The following is a 17054-nucleotide window of genomic DNA, read 5'->3' on the forward strand; positions in this document are numbered from 1 at the left end:
TTATTTTGGAGTTATAAATGGGTGATTTAATCGGGATTGCGTTATTAATCTTGATGAGTGCGTTATTTGCGATGTCAGAAATTTCGATTGCCGCTTCACGCAAAATTAAGTTAAGAGTAATGGCGGACGAGGGCAATGTGCACGCTTTGGCGGTTTTAAAGCTGCAAGAGCAGCCTGGGGCTTTTTTCGCCATGATCCAAATTACGCTCAATGCGATTGCGATATTAGGCGGGATTGTTGGCGAGCAAGCATTGTCTCCTTACATGCAAGAAATACTACAGCTGTTTTATCAAGGTCCATTACTTGGGCAAATTAGCTTTGTATTATCGTTTTTAATTATTACCTCGTTATTTATTTTATTTGCCGATTTACTACCAAAGCGTTTAGCGATGATTTTACCTGAGGCCGTTGCCGTGAGGGTGGTGACAATTATGCGCTGGGTTACTTTTGCGCTCACGCCACTGGTATTATTTTTTAATGGCTTAACCAATATTGTTTTACGGGTGTTTAAAGTGCCCAGTGAACGTGAAGATATTGTGACCACTGAAGATATTGTTGCGATGATGGATGCTGGTGCTGAATATGGCAGTTTACAGCAACAAGAGTATGATTTAATAGGAAATGTATTTGATTTAGAAGCGCGTTTCTTATCAAGCGTTATGTCACCGCGTGAGCAAATTGTTTATTTTGATATTGATGAATCTAGCGACGATATAGCAAATAAAATTATAGATCACCCGCACAATCACTTTTTAGTGTGCAAAGGCAATCTTGATAAGTTAATTGGCTCTGTTGAGTCTAAAGATATTTTACGCCAAGTACTCAAAGGTGAGGCGGCAAATATTAACGATGACATGCTTGATAAAGATATTTTTTACTTGCCCGAAACATTGAGTTTATCTGAAGCGTTAAATGCGTTTAAAACCGCTGTGCATCCTTTTGCGGTGGTAGTTAATGAGTATGCTTTGGTGGTTGGGATTGTTACGGTTAAAGATTTAATGAAAGGTTTTATGGGCGATTTAATTACTCATCAAAGTGAAGAGTTAATTATTGAACGCGACGCGAGTTCTTGGTTAGTGGATGGCTTAACCCCGATTGTTGAGCTGGCGAAGGTACTTGAAATTGATGAATTTCCTGATCAAAATCATTATGAAACCGTGGCCGGATATTTAATTTATACCATGAAACATATTCCTAAACGCGCAGAGTTTGTTTTATTTGCAGGTTTTAAATTTGAAGTTGTGGACGTGGAAGGAATTCGTATTGAGCAGTTACTAGTATCTAGAGTTAATACTGACAACGAATAATGACAGCCAACATAGCTTAAGAGCAGCCAATGAAAGTTCATTGGCTGCTTTTTTATGGGTGTCGCTTAAATAACTCAGCTATTGTTTGTGTTATTTGTGTTACTTATCTATTCAATTGTAAAAATGTGTAAATGTTGCTCAGTGGCTATTTTTAATTGCTGTACTATAGTTTAGAATGATCGTTCATTCTAAACTAAAAGGTATTTGACATGCAGCGTTCCCGCATCGCTTTTTTTGTATTTTCGGCCCTCGTTGGTTCTGTTGCTCTAAGTGGTTGTGATCAGGTAGCTGAACAACCTAAGGCTTCTGCTCCTGCAGCGACACCTGTTGGTGTGGTCACTTTAACAAGCCAAGCTATTACACTTAAAAAAGAATTACCAGGGCGTGTTAGTGCGTTTCAAATTGCTGAAATTCGTCCTCAAGTCAGTGGCATTGTTCAATCTCGGTTATTTGAAGAAGGCACACAGGTTGAGCAAGGCCAAGCGCTTTATCAAATTAATCCTGACATTTTTGAAGCAGAACTCGCAGCCAGCAAAGCGGCCGTTGCGCGCGCAGAGGCTAGTATTGCAAGCAGTAAATCTAAAGCGTCGCGTTATAAAGAATTACTAGAAATTAAAGCGGTAAGCCAGCAAGACTTTGATGAAGCAGATGCAGCATACAAGCAAGCATCTGCAGAACTATTAACGGCGAAAGCACAGTTACAAAGCGCGCAAATTAATCTTGATTATAGCCATGTTTCTTCGCCAATTAGCGGCCAAATTAGTAAATCAAGTGTCACTGTCGGGGCACTAGTCAGCGCAGCTCAAACCACAGCATTGGCAACCGTTACTCAGCTTGATCCAATTTATGTAGATTTAACCCAATCAAGCAATGAACTAACCAAGCTAAAAAGAGCATTGGCATCGGGTTCTTTAGGGGTTGATTCAACCACGCAAACAGATGTTGAACTTATTATGGAAGATGGCTCTGCGTATCCCCATAAGGGAACATTACAGTTCTCTGAAGTGACGGTTGACCCAAGTACGGGTTCGGTAACGTTACGCGCGAAGTTTCCAAACCCTGAAAAACTATTGCTACCTGGTATGTATGTACGTGCTGAGGTTGTTGAAGGGGTGAAATCTAATGCAATTCTCGCTCCTCAACGCGGCGTTAGCCGCAATACTAAAGGCGAACCTACTGCTATGGTTGTTAGCAAAAACAATACCGTTGAAAGCCGTGTATTAAAGGTAGAGCGTACTTTGGGCGCTAACTGGTTGGTAACCGACGGTTTAGCTGATGGCGATCAATTGATTGTGGAAGGGCTACAGAAAATTCGCCCAGGCGCACCGGTTGCTGCATCACAAGTACAGTCATCAGCAAATAACAGCCAATAACGGAGAATTTCATGTCACGATTTTTTATCGACAGGCCTATTTTTGCATGGGTACTGGCTATTGTGGTGATGCTTGCAGGTATTATTGCGGTTAAAAGTTTACCCGTTGCTCAGTATCCGTCTATTGCACCGCCTGCTATTACGATTACTGCTAACTACCCAGGTGCTTCTGCGCGTACTTTAGAGGACTCGGTGACCCAGGTTATTGAGCAAAAAATGAAAGGTTTAGATGGCTTGTTGTATATGTCATCGACCTCTGAATCAAGTGGTTCAGCAACATTGACTCTTACCTTTGATGCAGAAACTAACCCTGATATTGCACAAGTGCAAGTGCAAAATAAACTAGCAACAGCTACGCCATTATTACCTGAAGAAGTGCAACGACAGGGCGTTGTGGTTGCTAAGTCATCGTCTAGTTTTTTACTCGTTGTTGGTTTTGTATCGCAAGATGGCAGTATGACCAACATTGACATTGGTGATTATGTGTCATCAAACGTGCAAGATATTGTTGCGCGTGTTGATGGGGTGGGCGAAGTACAATTGTTCGGCTCTCAATATGCAATGCGTATTTGGCTCGATCCGGCTAAGTTACAAAGCTATAAACTAACGCCAAACGATATCTCTGCGGCAATAAAAGCACAAAATGCGCAAGTGTCGGCAGGTCAGCTCGGGGGCATGCCGTCATTGGCAGGTCAGCAGCTTAATGCAACGGTAACGGCTCAAAGCCGATTACAAACACCTGAGCAGTTTAAAGATATTTTAGTTAAAACCAACAGCGATGGCTCGGTAGTGCGTTTACAAGATGTTGCTGATGTGGAACTCGGTGGTGAAAACTACGGTGTTGTAGCGCGCTTTAATGGTAAACCGGCATCGGGTTTAGGGGTTAAATTAGCCAGTGGCGCAAACGCTTTGGATACAGCACAAGGTGTAAAAGATGCACTTGAAGAACTTAAACCATTTTTTCCAGAAGGTTTAGAGGCGGTTGTGCCTTATGACACCACTCCTTTTGTTGCATTATCAATCGAAAAAGTAGTACATACCCTAATCGAAGCGGTTGTTTTGGTATTTGTTGTAATGTACTTATTTTTACAAAACTTCAGAGCAACTATTATTCCAACCATTGCGGTGCCTGTCGTATTGCTAGGTACGTTTGGTATTCTATTTACCTTTGGGTATTCCATTAATACCCTCACGATGTTTGCGATGGTACTGGCCATTGGTTTACTCGTAGATGATGCGATTGTTGTTGTCGAAAACGTTGAGCGTTTAATGACCGAAGAAAAGCTCTCTGCGGTTGAAGCAACGCGAAAATCGATGGATGAAATTAAAGGAGCACTGGTAGGTATTGCGATGGTGCTGTCGGCTGTATTTATTCCGATGGCATTCTTTAGTGGCTCTACTGGGGTTATTTATCGTCAGTTCTCTATTACCTTAGTGTCGGCGATGGGGCTGTCGGTACTGGTTGCGCTTATTTTAACTCCCGCACTGTGTGCTACGTTATTAAAGCCTAGCCATGTTCACACCGATGGTAGCTTTATTGGTCGTTTTTTCTCAGGCTTTAACCGTGGTTTTGATAAAACCAATAAAGGTGCGCAAGGTTTTGTTGGCCGCATGATCAAACATTCTAAGCGCTACCTGCTTAGCTATGCATTAATTGTAGGCGGCATGGTGGCTATTTTTTCAAACTTACCAACGGCATTTCTACCCGATGAAGACCAAGGTATTTTGTTTAACCAAGTAATGCTTCCTGCAGGCTCTACTACAGAGCAAACGCTTGAAGTGGTTAAAAAAGTTGAAAACCATTATTTAGAAGATCAATCTGAAGCCGTTAGTTCAATTTTTACGGTAACAGGTTTTAGTTTTGCAGGCTCTGGACAAAACTCAGCAATTGGCTTTGTTAGCTTAAAGCACTGGGATGAGCGCCAACGTGACGACCTATCAGTGGGCGCCGTTGCAGGAAAAGGCATGGGGTATTTTTCAACGATTAAAGAGGCATTTGTATTTGCATTTCCACCTCCGGCGATTGTTGAACTTGGAACCGCAAATGGCTTTAATATGTTTTTACAAGACCGTGTCGGTTTAGGTCATGATGAGCTATTAAAAGCGCGTAATCAGTTATTAGGTATGGCGAGTCAAAGTCCAATATTGGCAGGTGTTCGCCCTAATGGGCAAGAAGATATGCCTGAGTTACAGCTGGATATTGATCTTGCAAAAGCAGAAGCGCTTGGTGTGTCGCAAGGTGATATTAATAGTACGCTTTCGACGGCGTGGGGTAGTAGTTATGTAAATGACTTTATCGACCGTGGTCGCGTGAAAAAAGTATACCTGCAAGGTCAAGCCGATGCGAGAATGGTGCCTGAGGACTTAAACAAATGGTATGTGCGTAATAAAAACGGCGATATGGTGCCATTTTCAGCATTTGCTAGTTCTTATTGGTCTTATGGTTCGCCTCGCTTGGAAAGGTATAACGGCTTTTCAGCAATGGAAATCCAAGGCAGTGCAGCGCCAGGCTACAGTACAGGTCAAGCCATGGATGAAATGGAGCGTTTAGTTAAGCAGTTACCACAAGGTATTGCTTCTGAATGGACTGGTATTTCATATCAAGAGCGATCAAGTGGCGGTCAAGCGCCGTTGTTATATGGATTATCACTGTTATTTGTATTTTTATGTTTAGCTGCGCTTTATGAAAGTTGGTCAGTACCATTTGCAGTAATGATGATTGTGCCACTGGGGATTTTTGGTGCGATTGTAGCCGCCTTTATGGGTAACTTATCAAACGATATTTACTTACAAGTGGGTTTATTAACCACCATAGGTTTAGCCTCTAAAAATGCCATTTTAATCGTTGAGTTTGCGATTCATAAAATGGAAGAAGGCTTAAGCTTAGTTGACTCGGCGATTGCCGCTGTACGCCTTCGCTTACGTCCTATTTTAATGACCTCAATGGCCTTTGTGTGTGGTGTGCTTCCATTAGCTATTGCCTCAAGTGCTGGTTCAGGTGCACAAAATGCATTAGGTATTTCAATTATTGGTGGAACACTTGCCGCCTCGTCATTGGTTGTTATTTTTGTACCGTTGTTTTTTGTTTTAGTACGTAGACTGTTTTCAGGAAAGGCTAAAACCACCTCCGAGGAGGAAGTATAATGAGTTTAAGAGCAATCAGTTTTAGTGCTTTTACTTTAGCAATTTTATCTGGATGTCAGTTAGCTCCTCAACAAGAAGCGCTAAATTTACCTGTCCCTGATGCGTATGCATCAGAGACAGGGGATGAGCAGGTGTCCTCGTTACAATGGCAGCAGTTTTTTAATGATGAAAAACTTAAAACACTGATATCACAAAGTCTTGAACATAATAAAGACCTACAAATAGCTGCTTTAAATGTTCAGCGCGTGCGTGGTTTGTATCAGATTGAAGATTCAGCGTTATATCCATCACTGGATTTTAATGCATCAGGAAGTCGTCAGCGTTTACCCAGCGATTTATCAGCAAGTGGTCAACCACAAATAAGTTCTCAATACAGTGCAACGGTAGGCATGACGGCTTACGAGTTAGATTTATGGGGTAAAGTACGCAATCAGTCAGAGCAAGCATTACAAACGCTTTATTCAACTCAGCTGAGCCAATACACCATGCAAGTGTCGTTAATTACAGAGCTTGCTAATGCATGGTTAAATTACGCGACAGATCAACAGTTGTTAGCGTTGGCACAAGAGACGTTATCATCGCAGCAAGCATCCTTATCATTAACCCAAAAAAGTGTTGATTTAGGTGCCGCTTCTAAAATTACGCTGGAACAGCTTAAAAGTACGGTAGCCACAGCGAAAGTTGATATTGCTAAATACCAACGTTTAGTGAAACGCGATAAAAACGCGCTTGATTTATTAGTAGGTAAAACGGTAGGTGAGGATTTACTGCCAAGTAAGTCATTAAATTATTTATTAGACTTGCCTAGTGTGCCTGTGGGTTTACCTTCTGATTTACTAACGCAGCGACCAGATATAAAAGCAGCAGAGCATCAGCTGTTAGCCGCTAACGCTAACATTGGTATTGCCCGTGCAGCGTTTTACCCGAGCATTAGTTTAACTGCCAATGCAGGAACTGCATCACGTGATTTAAGTAATTTATTTGATGCAGGCTCAGGCACATGGAGCTTCATGCCATCGGTAAATTTACCTATTTTTAATATGGGTCGAAATCAAGCAAATTTAGATGTCGCTAACGCAGAGCAACAAGTTGCTGTAGCAACGTACCAGCAAAAAATACAGCAAGCATTTCGTGAAGTTGCTGATGTACTTGCGGATAGAGAAGGCTATAACGCACAGTTAATGGCTCTTGAGGAGTTATTACAAAGCCGAAAGACAACCTTTGAATTATCGCAGGCGCGCTACGACAAAGGGGTTGATAGCTTTTTACAAGTGCTTGACGCTCAGCGAACTTGGTATAGCGCAAGGCAGCAATTGATCACGGGCCAACAAGCTGTGCTTGCAAGCCAAATCAATTTATACAAAGCGGTTGGCGGTGGCTGGCAGACCACTACTTCAACCGTTAAGTAAATTAGTACGCATAAAGCCTGTTAACAATAAAAGGTTTTATGCGTGATTAAAGTAATGCCCGTTTAGCGTTTATTTTTTGTGATCAAAGCAGTAAACGCTAAATATTTCGAGTTGAGAGACTCGATACTGGAGTTTCAAATGAAACCTAAAAATAAAAAACACCTAGATCCGGTGCAAGCACAAGCGCGTCGCGAGCAGGTATTAACCGCCGCTGCTGATTGTTTTCGTCGCAAAGGCTACCATGGCGCAGGTATGGCAGAAATAGCTAAAACAGCCGGGATGAGTGCCGGCCATATTTATAATTACTTTGAAAGTAAAGAAGCCATAATTGAAAGTATTATTGAACAAGATATGGAAGAAATGTTTTCCATATTTCAAGAGTTTGAAGATCAACCTGGCGATATTTTAACAGTGTTACTTGATGGCTTACACCATGGTGTGCAGCGTCATATGGACACGGGGGCCTGCGTAGTTGACTTAGACATGATGGCAGAGGCCAGTAGAAACAAAAAAGTCGCTTTATTACTACGCGAGGCTGATACGCAAGCACGTAACAGAATGCGTGATTTATTAGTCAATGAAAGTAGTTTAATAAAATCACATTCAGAGCAAGAACTCGAAAGCCGCATTAATGTGATTTTCTCAGTGATGGCGGGACTGCTATTACGAAAAATGTTATTTCCTGAATTGACCGAGGAAACTGTATTGATTGCACTGCGCCCAGCGATGAAAACATTACTTATGCCATTTGATAAATAATAAGTTGAAGCATTAAATAACTATGAATATTTGACTGATATTGTTGTAAATATGAAAGAGTTATATAAATTAAGCTGCTTTTATTTAAGCGTAATCAATAAAAACTGAGTACGATGTTTTAGCGTAAAGTTATTCCTTTTTTATATTAAAAAAGCATTGATTAACAGTGGGTTATAGCCAGTTGATGTGATATCAACGCCGGTGGCGAAACGACAACAAACAAGATAAATTGCTTTTTTGGCGTATTACTTGCAAATTAGGACTATATTAAAGGCGCTAATATGGCGCTGCCAACTTAAAGGAGAGCACATGTGGGCTGCAGTCAGTTATCTTGTAACAGCATTAGTATTTATAGTACTGGGATTAAAGGTTAATTCTGTTTACTTCGCGGTTGCGTTTTTTTGGACGGCGCTGTCGCTGATATTGGTCAGCGGTGCTTATTTTTTTAATGCGGGAAAAATATTCAGAAAGCGAGAAAATGGCGTTATCCCTTTTTACATTCGTTGGGCATTTGTTCCTTTTTTGTTAGGTGCACAAATTTATAATGCATGGTCACGCAAACACGATAAGGTACCCCCAATTCAACAAATAAACGATAATTTATTTTTAGCATGTCGTTTGTTTCCCTCTGATATAGATACATTAAAAGAAAATGGCATTACCGCTATTTTAGATGTGACTTGTGAATTTGATGGACTTGAGTGGACATCTACCCAAGAAAATATTAGTTATTTAAACATTCCTGTTCTTGATCATAGTGTGCCTACTCACTCGCAATTAAACCAGGCAATTAACTGGATCCATCACCATATAAAGAAAGACCGTCGTGTTGTGGTGCATTGTGCATTAGGTCGCGGACGTTCGGTGTTTGTTATGGCAGCGTATTTATTGAGTCAAAATAAAGAAGCTGATGTACATGACATTCTTGCTCAAATCAAAGAAACACGTGAAACAGCCAATCTTAATAAACGCCAATTACGCCATTTAGTTAAGCGTCATCGCAGGGGGGAGCTACTGATAAAAAATAAAGCATATTTAATTGCTAATCCTGTATCAGGCACTAAGTTATGGTCTGAAAAAGAGCATTTAATCGTTACACGTTTATCTGCTTATTATGATTTAACCATTTTAAAAACTACACCGGAACAAAACGGCATTACATTGGCTAAACAAGCTATAGAGCACGAGCCTGATATTATAATTGCCTGCGGTGGAGATGGCACAGTCACTGAGGTTGCGAGTGTTTTAGTGGGTACGTCTTGTCGATTAGGAATTATACCGTTGGGGACAGCTAATGCGTTGGCCCATGTGCTGATGGGAATAAAATCTAAATTTATTCCTGTTGAGCAAGCGTGCGATTTAATAATTGATGGTCAGACAAACCTGATCGATACCGCATATTGTAATAACGATTTGATGTTATTGCTAATTGGCATTGGCTTTGAGCATGCAATGATTGAAAAAGCAGATAGAGAGTCGAAAAATAAATCTGGCCAGCTTGCTTATTTAAATGGGTTTTTACATTCCTTTGGCGAGAATAAAGCGCAAAAGCTGATGGTTAAACTCGATGATAATGAGCCTGAAGCTATTAATACAAATAGCTTTATTGTCGCTAATGCTGCCCCATTTACAACCCTTTTAGCCCAAGGTGGGGGACAACCCGACCACCGTGATGGATTATTAGACGTAAACTGGTTAACGCCAAACAAAGACAATGAAACCACAGTATTGAGTATTGCTGAGCTAATGTTTAGCAGTATCACGCAAACACATTTTGCTATTAACTCGCATTATACTAACGCAAAACGTGTAGAGATAAGCGCAGATAAAACGCTAGATTATGTAATTGATGGTGAGGTTAAATCTGCCGATAAAGTGGTAGTGAATATTAACCCTGCTTCATTGAATGTAATATGCCAAGAACAAAACTAACTGACTAAAAATGGCGTAAATATTACGCCATTTAGCACTCATTTATTTTTTAATAGAGGGCCATACAAAATCTGATGTATCAGGTTGCGTGGGCTCTGTTGGTTTTGGTTTATTTCTGGGTTTTCGTAGCGGTTTATTACTCATGGTATGAATATAAAGTGCTTCTACTTTATCTCTTGCCCATGGGGTTTTACGTAAAAATTTTAAGCTTGATTTGATACTCGGAGAATCAGTAAAGCATTTTATGTTTACTTGTTCACCCATTGCTTTAAAGCCTAAACGTTGCTCTAGTTCTACAAGAATTTGCTCTAAAGTTATCCCATGTAGCGGGTTTTTTGGTTGATTATTCATAGTCACACTGCTTTTTTAAACTGCATGTATTGTAACGTATCCCACCGCATCTTAATAGTTTGGAGATGGCTGGCAGATTCCAGATTGTTAATCTTGATTAATTTACAGTAATAGTTGCAGGCTTCTTGGGGTAAATAAGGTTACCTTGCTTATCAAGCTTTAGCCAAATCAATTGACTGTTGTTATGTTGGGGGTACTTTGCAGCACAAATAAGCGTAACTGAGTGAACCTGCAGTATAGCTCCTTCGCTGTAACGTTTATTATCATACCAGCACTCAGTGTTAGTGTTTATAAGCTGGGTAGCATCAACAATAGGAAGCGTTTTTATTGTGCTAGCGAAGCTTAAAGCTGAAAAACACAAGCATAAAACAGTAATAAACGAAGTAAAATAATAACGCATCAAAAACCTCCAGTGTTTAAAATAAGTACACTTAGCAAAAAACATGCTAGGGTAAGTAAGACAATATAAGTAAAACACAGAACAATAAAAAGGTGAACTGATATGCTATTTAATCAAACCATGATTGACGAATTTACACTACTAGCAAAATTTCCACGCGAGAGCAAAATGCAGGGAATTAAACTTCATTCAGACGCTGAACCCGCCTTACTAAGCGCAGCACAACGTTTGTTCGATAAAGGGGTTATAGATAGCCCAGATGGCGGTTATTTAACCGAACTGGGCTTAGATTTAATTGAGCATGTGACGGTAATACACAGTGCACTTAAAAGTTAATTTACTCTATTAGTTTGCATCAGGTTGATTTTCAGGGGCTGCATCAATAAAGGCTGCCAACTCATTACAACGCTGATATATGGCTGCTATTTTAGGGTAGGCAGCCATATCTACTTTAAAACGAATGGCATTAAATACCTGCGGTACTAAACATACATCAGCTAAGCTTGGCGACTCGCCTGCGCAAAATGTATTTTTACTATCGAGCATGCGTTCTATTTTTTCAAAACCCACTTCAACCCAGTGGCGGTACCATTTATTTTTTGCTTCATCATCAACATTGAGTTCACTACTTAAATATTTAAGCACTCGTAAATTATCAATCGGATGGATATCACAGGCAATTGCATAACTTAAATTGCGAATGTGTGCTTTTTGCCATGCATTACCAGGCAGCAATGGTGTTTCAGGGTATTGCTCTTCAAGGTACTCTAAAATTGCTAGAGATTGTCCTAATACGCCGTTTTCTGTTTCTAAAGCAGGTAAAAGTCCTTGAGGGTTTTTCTGTAAGTAATCTGTGCTTTGTTGCTCTGATTTTAATAAGTTTACCGGCACCAACTGGTGATCAATATTTTTTAGGTTTAATGCGATGCGCACACGATACGCTGCAGATGAGCGAAAATAAGTATAAAGCTTCATAATCTAATTACCCTTGATTGCCGTTAAAGTGTTTTTTAATTGTGCGCCAGCAGTCAGTGTAATTAGCTTGGCGCTCTTTACCTTCTAATGCGTATTTAGTTGGCGATATTACATAACGTGACTCAAACATAAACGCCAGCGTATTATCGTAGCGTTGTGGTTCTAAGTCCGCGTTTGACGCTTTTTCAAATACATCCGCCTCAGGACCATGCGGCGACATACAGTTATGTAAGCTCATCCCTCCAGGTACAAAACCATGCTCTTTTGCATCATAAACGCCTTCAATTAAACCCATAAACTCACTCATAATATTACGGTGATAATAAGGTGGGCGGAAGGTGTTTTCAGCCACCATCCAACGCGGTGGGAAAATAGCAAAATCGATATTTGCAACGCCTTCAGTGCCTGATGGCGAGGTTAGTACCGTGAAAATTGATGGATCGGGGTGATCAAAGCTAACGGTATTCATGACATTAAAGCGAGCTAAGTCGTATTTGTAAGGCGCACTATTGCCTGTCCAAGCAACAACATCCAGAGGAGAATGACCAATATCACAACGAAACATATTGTCATTAAATTTAGCAATAAGTTCAAATTCGCCTTCAATGTCTTCAAAAGCCGCTACTGGATATTGAAAGTCACGGTCGTTAGCATAACCATTTGCGCCCACAGGGCCGCGCTCAGCAAGAACATAAGCATGGCCGTAGTTTTCACAAATATACCCACGGGCTGTGTCAGTTAATAATTGAACCTGAAACTTAATGCCACGCGGAATGACCGCAATTTCACCGGCTTTAATACTTAAATGCCCGAGTTCTGTTTTAAGTAATAGCTCGCCGTGTTGTGGTACAAATAACATTTCGCCATCGGCGTTATAAAAAAAGCGCTTGTCCATTGATTTGTTAGCGACATAAACATGAATGCCAATACCGGCTTGCCCATTGGCGCTGCCATTTGCAGCCATTGTGATCAACCCATCAATAAAATCAGTAGGTTCTGCTGGTATATCAATGGGATCCCAACGAAGCATGGTGGGCGGCGTTGGCACTTCAGTAATGGGTGCTGTTCTAATTAAGCCATTGTCTATGGCTGTGTAATCACCTTGCACAACAGATGGACGAATACGGTACATCCACGTGCGGCGATTATCGGCGCGCGGAGCAGTAAATGCAGTGGTACTAAATTGCTCTGCGTATAAGTCGTATTTTACTTTTTGCGGGCTAAATTGCCCTATCGGTAATGCACCAGGCAGCGCTTCAGTTTCAAATTCATTACCAAAGCCGGTCATATAGTTTAATTGTGTCGCCATTACTGACTCCTGTGAAAGTGGGGGAGTGTTATATTTTTGTTATTTACGCTAAGATACTCTCAAGTGAGACTAATATCAAACACACTGATTATGACCCTTGTAAATAAAAGTGAACAAATAAAAGTCGTATGTAAATAAATAAGTGATTCAATATGAAAATAGATTTAACGACATTTTTACCTTATCAATTAACACACTTAGCAACACAGGTAAGTAATGATTTTTCCAGTATTTATAAAAAAGAGTTTGATTTAACTATTCCTCAGTGGCGAATAATGGCTAATTTAGCGCAATCAGGCCAAAGCACAGCTAAGCAATTATGCATTCAAGCAGATATGGATAAGTCGACAGTATCAAGGGCAGTAAAAACGCTAATTGATGAAGGGCTTATTTATAGCGAGTTAAATAAGCATGATAAGCGCGCTGCATTTTTGATGCTAAGTGATAAGGGCATGGCTTTATATGAAAAAATAACGCCACAAGCATTGCAGTGGGAGCGTGCATTATTAAGCTGCCTATCGGATGCTGAACAGCATCAGCTAATCGCAATTTTTGATAAATTAAAAAATAAATTACAGGCATAAAAAAGCCCACTAAGTGGGCTTTTAAATACACTAATTTAATCAATCAAATTAGAACGTGTAACGAACACCTACACGCATTTCCCATAAAGAGGCATCGCGTTGTACAGACTGTTCAGCACTACGTGCACTGAAGTTTGAGTAAACGTATTGACCTTGGTCATTAATATTTACTTCAACCATCTTATTACCCACGAAAGAACCTTTTCTTAACACACCCCAATCATCGTTTAACATATTCGTTAAGTTATCGATTACGAAGAATGCTTCACCTTTATGGCCATCCATAAAGCCAGGTACTTCTTGAGTGATTTTAAAGTTAAATTTAACGAACCAATCAGAGTTCTGTTGGTTACGACCAGTGATTTCACCACGTTTAAGACCTTCAGATGCGATAAAGTCATTAAACTCATTGATTTCATCAGCACTCATGTTGTAGACAACGTTTGGATCATTTTCAAGTGGTACATACAATAATTGACGCGCGCCATTAGAGTTTCTATCACCAAATTGAATATCGCCCGCACCCGTGTCGCGATTACTCTTGTAGGTAAAGCTATATGGTAAACCTTTGTATGCTTCACCAAATAGGTTAAAGCGGGTGTTATAACCATCGAAGAACTCGTGTTTATAACCTAGGTTTAATGTAAAGCGATGTGGGATTTCGTAATCAGATGATGCCACGCCAGGGTTACCTGGGTTTGATGTTGCTAGGTTACCGTAGTTTGAGCTGGCTACAGAGCTAGTCATTGGGTTTACATCATCTGCATCAGTGTAAGCGTATGAGAACTGAACGCTAACGCCATTATCAAATGCTTTACTTACTGCAGCAGATATAATTGAAGACTCACCACTATCACCATTCACATTTGTTAGTAATAGTTCACCACTACGATATTTACCTGGATTTAATGGATCTTCTTTTCTTTCATAGATAGGACGACCATCAAAAGTAGTTTTACCAGAATCTTGTAAAGCAATATCTACAAGAGTCGCTGCATCTCGCTTCTTAGTGTAAAGATAATCCAAAGCAATAACATAGTCGTTTTCTGTAGTATATGTAGCACCTAAAGAGTACTTCCACTCTGATGGGATTTCAAAGTTAGGATCTACCGCGTTTGTTGTAGCATCACCCGAACCAATTTCAGTATTTGCTACTTTATCAAACATATCTTGTGGAACGTCGTAACCTGGAGTACCACCATTTACATTTGGCGTATCAAATAGGTCAACTAGAGTGACTTCATCATCACCAGAACCAACTTTATAAGAATTACTGATATCGCTGATATAAGCACCAATATTGGTGATACCATCATTTGAATATGAGTTAGACAACCATACATTAGGGTTACCGCCTGAGAACAAACCAACACCCGCACGTACTTCTAGTGCATCGGTTGCATACCACTCAAAACCTACGCGTGGTTGAATTAAATCAATACCGTCAAACGTTGACTGATTGCTAAAACCGTAACGATTAGTGAAATTCTGATTTAATGTTGGTTTGTCATCGCTTGAATAGCTGTCGTAACGAAGACCAAATGTTAATGATGCATCGATATCTGAAAAGCTGTATTCATCTTGTACATAAAATGTATTTTGTGAATAAGCAAAGTTAGCAGCTGCATCATTTGGGTTATTCGTACTTGCAGAGTTATTATAATAAACTGCATTAGCAATCCCATTTCTGTATGCGTCAATCGAAGCAAAACGCCATTCACCTTCAGTATGTTGTACGAATTGGTTAAATACTTCTAACTTTTCATACTCAAAACCAGCGGTAATCGTGTGCTGATCAAGGTAGTAGGTACCTGAGAATTTAGCTGTTGTGGTATCGTAGTTTAAATCATTTGATTGACGAGAGTCATCAGGACCAACGTACACCGTGGCATTATCTGTGCTGATTTGGAACTCACCAAAACCGCTTGCTGCGTCTAAAGATTGAACGCGAGCGTCAAGCTCTGATTTACCTAAACGAACTTCAGTTGAAAAGTTGTCATTCCAATCAGAGTAAAGTGATGCAACGATTGAAGTGAACTCTGCGCCTTGCTCATAAAAGTGGCTGTCAAATGCGAGCTCATCACCATCTGCATCTGATTGCGATAAAGTAAAGCCATCATTGTAGTTATAAATTAGGTTAGCACGGTGGTCATCGTTGATGTTCCAATCTAGCTTCACTAAGATTTTTTCATCTTCTACTGGTGAGCTAGCTGGTGTTGCACCGGCTTCGTAACCATAAACATCACGTGTAATTTGTTTAATTTCATCAATTTCTGCAGAAGACACTAAAGATGAATAGTTAAACTGTTTAACACCTTCAAGTTTTTCGTAAGAAGTGAAAAGGAACAGCGTGTCATTAATTAGCGGTAAACCAACATTAAAGCCATAACGTTTTTCACTGTAATCGCCGTTATCAACGTCATTACCTTCAATCTTATCGCCTTTCATCGAATCGTTAGTGTAATCGTAGAATACACCACCGTGAATGTCGTTGCCGCCAGATTTGGTAACTGCATTGATGTTACATGATGTAAAACCACCATATTGAACATCAAAAGGGGCTAATTCTACCGCTACTTGCTCGATTGAATCAAAAGAGAATGGAGCGCGAATAGTAGGGTAACCGTTTGAGCTTAAACCAAAGTTATCGTTCATACGAACGCCATCAAGGGTTAAGCTGTTAAAACGTGGATTACCACCACCACAGTTGATTGAACCACGGCTATCATCGATAGCAACGCGAGGGTCAATACGAATAATATCTTTTAAATCACGGTTAATAGCTGGTTGATTTTCAAGATCGCTTAACGTAAATGTTGAAGCAGGGCCCGTACCACCAGACATAGTGCTAATAGGGCGACCAGTTACTACGATTTGTTCAACATCTGAGATATTTTCAAGTGAAGTATTAACAGGGTAGTCGCTACCAATGTTCAAGATAATATTATTGAACTCTTGGTCAGCATAGATGTCTGAGTCTACGATTACTTTGTAAGGGCCGCCAACACGAAGACCTTTAGCAGTAAAGTAACCAGCGTCATTTACTTCAGTTGTTTTAACAGAGCCTGAAGGAACGTGTAAAATAGTAATTTTAGTTCCTGCAGCAGGGTTACCGTTAGGACCCTTTATTTGACCTTTAATTGCAGAGGTTGTTTCGTTTGCAATTGCAGCACCACTCACACCAACACATGCTGCTATAGCAAGTGATAGAGCTGTTTTGCGAAGTTGAATTTTCATTTTATTTTCCCGTGTAGTTAAATAAACTTTTAATAGCTTTTTTATTTTAATTTTGGATTAAGCGACCGCAAAATACACTTAACCCAAAATACTTACATAGTGTACCTCATTTGTTTGTTACAAATAAAATACAACTGTAATTTTTTTATTATAAAACACTTTATTTATGAAATTTAGCATTTTATCTATGTTTCAATATTTTACCGTGCAAATAGTAAGTAGTTTTTATGACAAACAGATGAAAAGTGATTTTTTCCATAAAAAAAGCCATTACA

13 protein-coding genes are annotated in these 17054 nt (G+C 40.0%); 8 read left to right on the forward strand and 5 right to left on the reverse strand.

Features of this window, described 5'->3' with window-relative positions; all coding sequences use genetic code 11:
- Nucleotides 1-17 precede the first annotated feature (17 nt).
- The 6 genes from PSM_RS17135 to PSM_RS17160 all read left to right on the forward strand — a co-directional run bounded on the left by PSM_RS17135 (nt 18) and on the right by PSM_RS17160 (nt 9923).
- The gene (locus tag PSM_RS17135) at nt 18-1307 is read left to right on the forward strand and encodes a hemolysin family protein (protein WP_013463137.1); all 1290 of its coding nucleotides are present in this window, start codon (nt 18-20) and stop codon (nt 1305-1307) included.
- Between the two features lie 209 nt (nt 1308-1516).
- The gene (locus PSM_RS17140) at nt 1517-2680 is read left to right on the forward strand and encodes an efflux RND transporter periplasmic adaptor subunit (RefSeq protein ID WP_013463138.1); all 1164 of its coding nucleotides are present in this window, start codon (nt 1517-1519) and stop codon (nt 2678-2680) included.
- A gap of 11 nt (nt 2681-2691) precedes the next feature.
- Complete coding sequence (locus PSM_RS17145) at nt 2692-5823, forward strand: efflux RND transporter permease subunit (protein ID WP_013463139.1); 3132 nt, start codon at nt 2692-2694, stop codon at nt 5821-5823.
- On the forward strand, nt 5823-7232 hold the full coding sequence (locus tag PSM_RS17150; protein ID WP_013463140.1) for an efflux transporter outer membrane subunit: 1410 nt from the start codon (nt 5823-5825) through the stop codon (nt 7230-7232). The genes PSM_RS17145 and PSM_RS17150 overlap by 1 nt, the downstream gene beginning before the upstream one ends.
- Before the next feature lie 138 nt (nt 7233-7370).
- Nucleotides 7371-7991 (forward strand): TetR/AcrR family transcriptional regulator, encoded by a 621-nt coding sequence (locus PSM_RS17155; RefSeq protein ID WP_013463141.1) that lies wholly within the window; start codon nt 7371-7373, stop codon nt 7989-7991.
- Nucleotides 7992-8300: 309 nt separating this feature from the next.
- Nucleotides 8301-9923: a diacylglycerol kinase family protein gene (locus PSM_RS17160; RefSeq protein WP_013463142.1), complete on the forward strand. Its 1623-nt coding sequence runs from the start codon at nt 8301-8303 to the stop codon at nt 9921-9923.
- Nucleotides 9924-9965: 42 nt separating this feature from the next.
- On the opposite strand, the gene PSM_RS17165 is transcribed toward PSM_RS17160, so the two are convergent.
- Both PSM_RS17165 and PSM_RS17170 read right to left on the reverse strand, forming a co-directional pair.
- Nucleotides 9966-10274 (reverse strand): VF530 family DNA-binding protein, encoded by a 309-nt coding sequence (locus PSM_RS17165; RefSeq protein ID WP_013463143.1) that lies wholly within the window; start codon nt 10272-10274, stop codon nt 9966-9968.
- A 97-nt stretch (nt 10275-10371) separates the two neighbouring features.
- Nucleotides 10372-10674, reverse strand: a complete 303-nt coding sequence (locus PSM_RS17170) for a DUF1496 domain-containing protein (protein ID WP_013463144.1) — start codon at nt 10672-10674, stop codon at nt 10372-10374.
- A 102-nt stretch (nt 10675-10776) separates the two neighbouring features.
- On the opposite strand from PSM_RS17170, the gene PSM_RS17175 reads away from it, so the two are divergent.
- Nucleotides 10777-11010 (forward strand): TIGR02647 family protein, encoded by a 234-nt coding sequence (locus PSM_RS17175; RefSeq protein ID WP_008112333.1) that lies wholly within the window; start codon nt 10777-10779, stop codon nt 11008-11010.
- A gap of 9 nt (nt 11011-11019) precedes the next feature.
- On the opposite strand, the gene maiA is transcribed toward PSM_RS17175, so the two are convergent.
- Together maiA and hmgA are read right to left on the reverse strand one after the other, a co-directional pair.
- Nucleotides 11020-11649 carry a maleylacetoacetate isomerase gene (gene maiA / locus PSM_RS17180; protein WP_013463145.1) on the reverse strand — a complete coding sequence of 210 codons (630 nt, stop codon included), beginning with the start codon at nt 11647-11649 and terminating at the stop codon, nt 11020-11022.
- 7 nt (nt 11650-11656) lie between these two features.
- Entirely contained in the window at nt 11657-12958 is a 1302-nt protein-coding gene (gene hmgA, locus PSM_RS17185) for a homogentisate 1,2-dioxygenase (RefSeq protein ID WP_013463146.1), read from the reverse strand.
- Between the two features lie 152 nt (nt 12959-13110).
- Between hmgA and PSM_RS17190 the strand changes: the two genes are divergently transcribed.
- Nucleotides 13111-13542, forward strand: coding sequence for a MarR family winged helix-turn-helix transcriptional regulator (locus tag PSM_RS17190; RefSeq protein ID WP_013463147.1), 432 nt, complete (start codon nt 13111-13113; stop codon nt 13540-13542).
- A gap of 48 nt (nt 13543-13590) precedes the next feature.
- On the opposite strand, the gene PSM_RS17195 is transcribed toward PSM_RS17190, so the two are convergent.
- Entirely contained in the window at nt 13591-16779 is a 3189-nt protein-coding gene (locus tag PSM_RS17195; RefSeq protein WP_013463148.1) for a TonB-dependent receptor, read from the reverse strand.
- Nucleotides 16780-17054: the final 275 nt, after the last annotated feature.

It is taken from the genome of Pseudoalteromonas sp. SM9913 (genome assembly GCF_000184065.1).
Classification (GTDB): Bacteria; Pseudomonadota; Gammaproteobacteria; order Enterobacterales; family Alteromonadaceae; genus Pseudoalteromonas; species Pseudoalteromonas tetraodonis.

What these genes read in the sequence shown, in the direction of transcription:
- hmgA (WP_013463146.1), bottom strand. Translation starts at nt 12,958, where the DNA reads ATGGCGACACAATTAAACTATATGACCGGCTTTGGTAATGAATTTGAA.
- maiA (WP_013463145.1), bottom strand. Translation starts at nt 11,649, where the DNA reads ATGAAGCTTTATACTTATTTTCGCTCATCTGCAGCGTATCGTGTGCGC.
- PSM_RS17165 (WP_013463143.1), bottom strand. Translation starts at nt 10,274, where the DNA reads ATGAATAATCAACCAAAAAACCCGCTACATGGGATAACTTTAGAGCAA.
- PSM_RS17150 (WP_013463140.1), top strand. Translation starts at nt 5,823, where the DNA reads ATGAGTTTAAGAGCAATCAGTTTTAGTGCTTTTACTTTAGCAATTTTA.
- PSM_RS17140 (WP_013463138.1), top strand. Translation starts at nt 1,517, where the DNA reads ATGCAGCGTTCCCGCATCGCTTTTTTTGTATTTTCGGCCCTCGTTGGT.
- PSM_RS17145 (WP_013463139.1), top strand. Translation starts at nt 2,692, where the DNA reads ATGTCACGATTTTTTATCGACAGGCCTATTTTTGCATGGGTACTGGCT.
- PSM_RS17190 (WP_013463147.1), top strand. Translation starts at nt 13,111, where the DNA reads ATGAAAATAGATTTAACGACATTTTTACCTTATCAATTAACACACTTA.
- PSM_RS17170 (WP_013463144.1), bottom strand. Translation starts at nt 10,674, where the DNA reads ATGCGTTATTATTTTACTTCGTTTATTACTGTTTTATGCTTGTGTTTT.
- PSM_RS17135 (WP_013463137.1), top strand. Translation starts at nt 18, where the DNA reads ATGGGTGATTTAATCGGGATTGCGTTATTAATCTTGATGAGTGCGTTA.
- PSM_RS17195 (WP_013463148.1), bottom strand. Translation starts at nt 16,779, where the DNA reads ATGAAAATTCAACTTCGCAAAACAGCTCTATCACTTGCTATAGCAGCA.
- PSM_RS17155 (WP_013463141.1), top strand. Translation starts at nt 7,371, where the DNA reads ATGAAACCTAAAAATAAAAAACACCTAGATCCGGTGCAAGCACAAGCG.
- PSM_RS17175 (WP_008112333.1), top strand. Translation starts at nt 10,777, where the DNA reads ATGCTATTTAATCAAACCATGATTGACGAATTTACACTACTAGCAAAA.
- PSM_RS17160 (WP_013463142.1), top strand. Translation starts at nt 8,301, where the DNA reads ATGTGGGCTGCAGTCAGTTATCTTGTAACAGCATTAGTATTTATAGTA.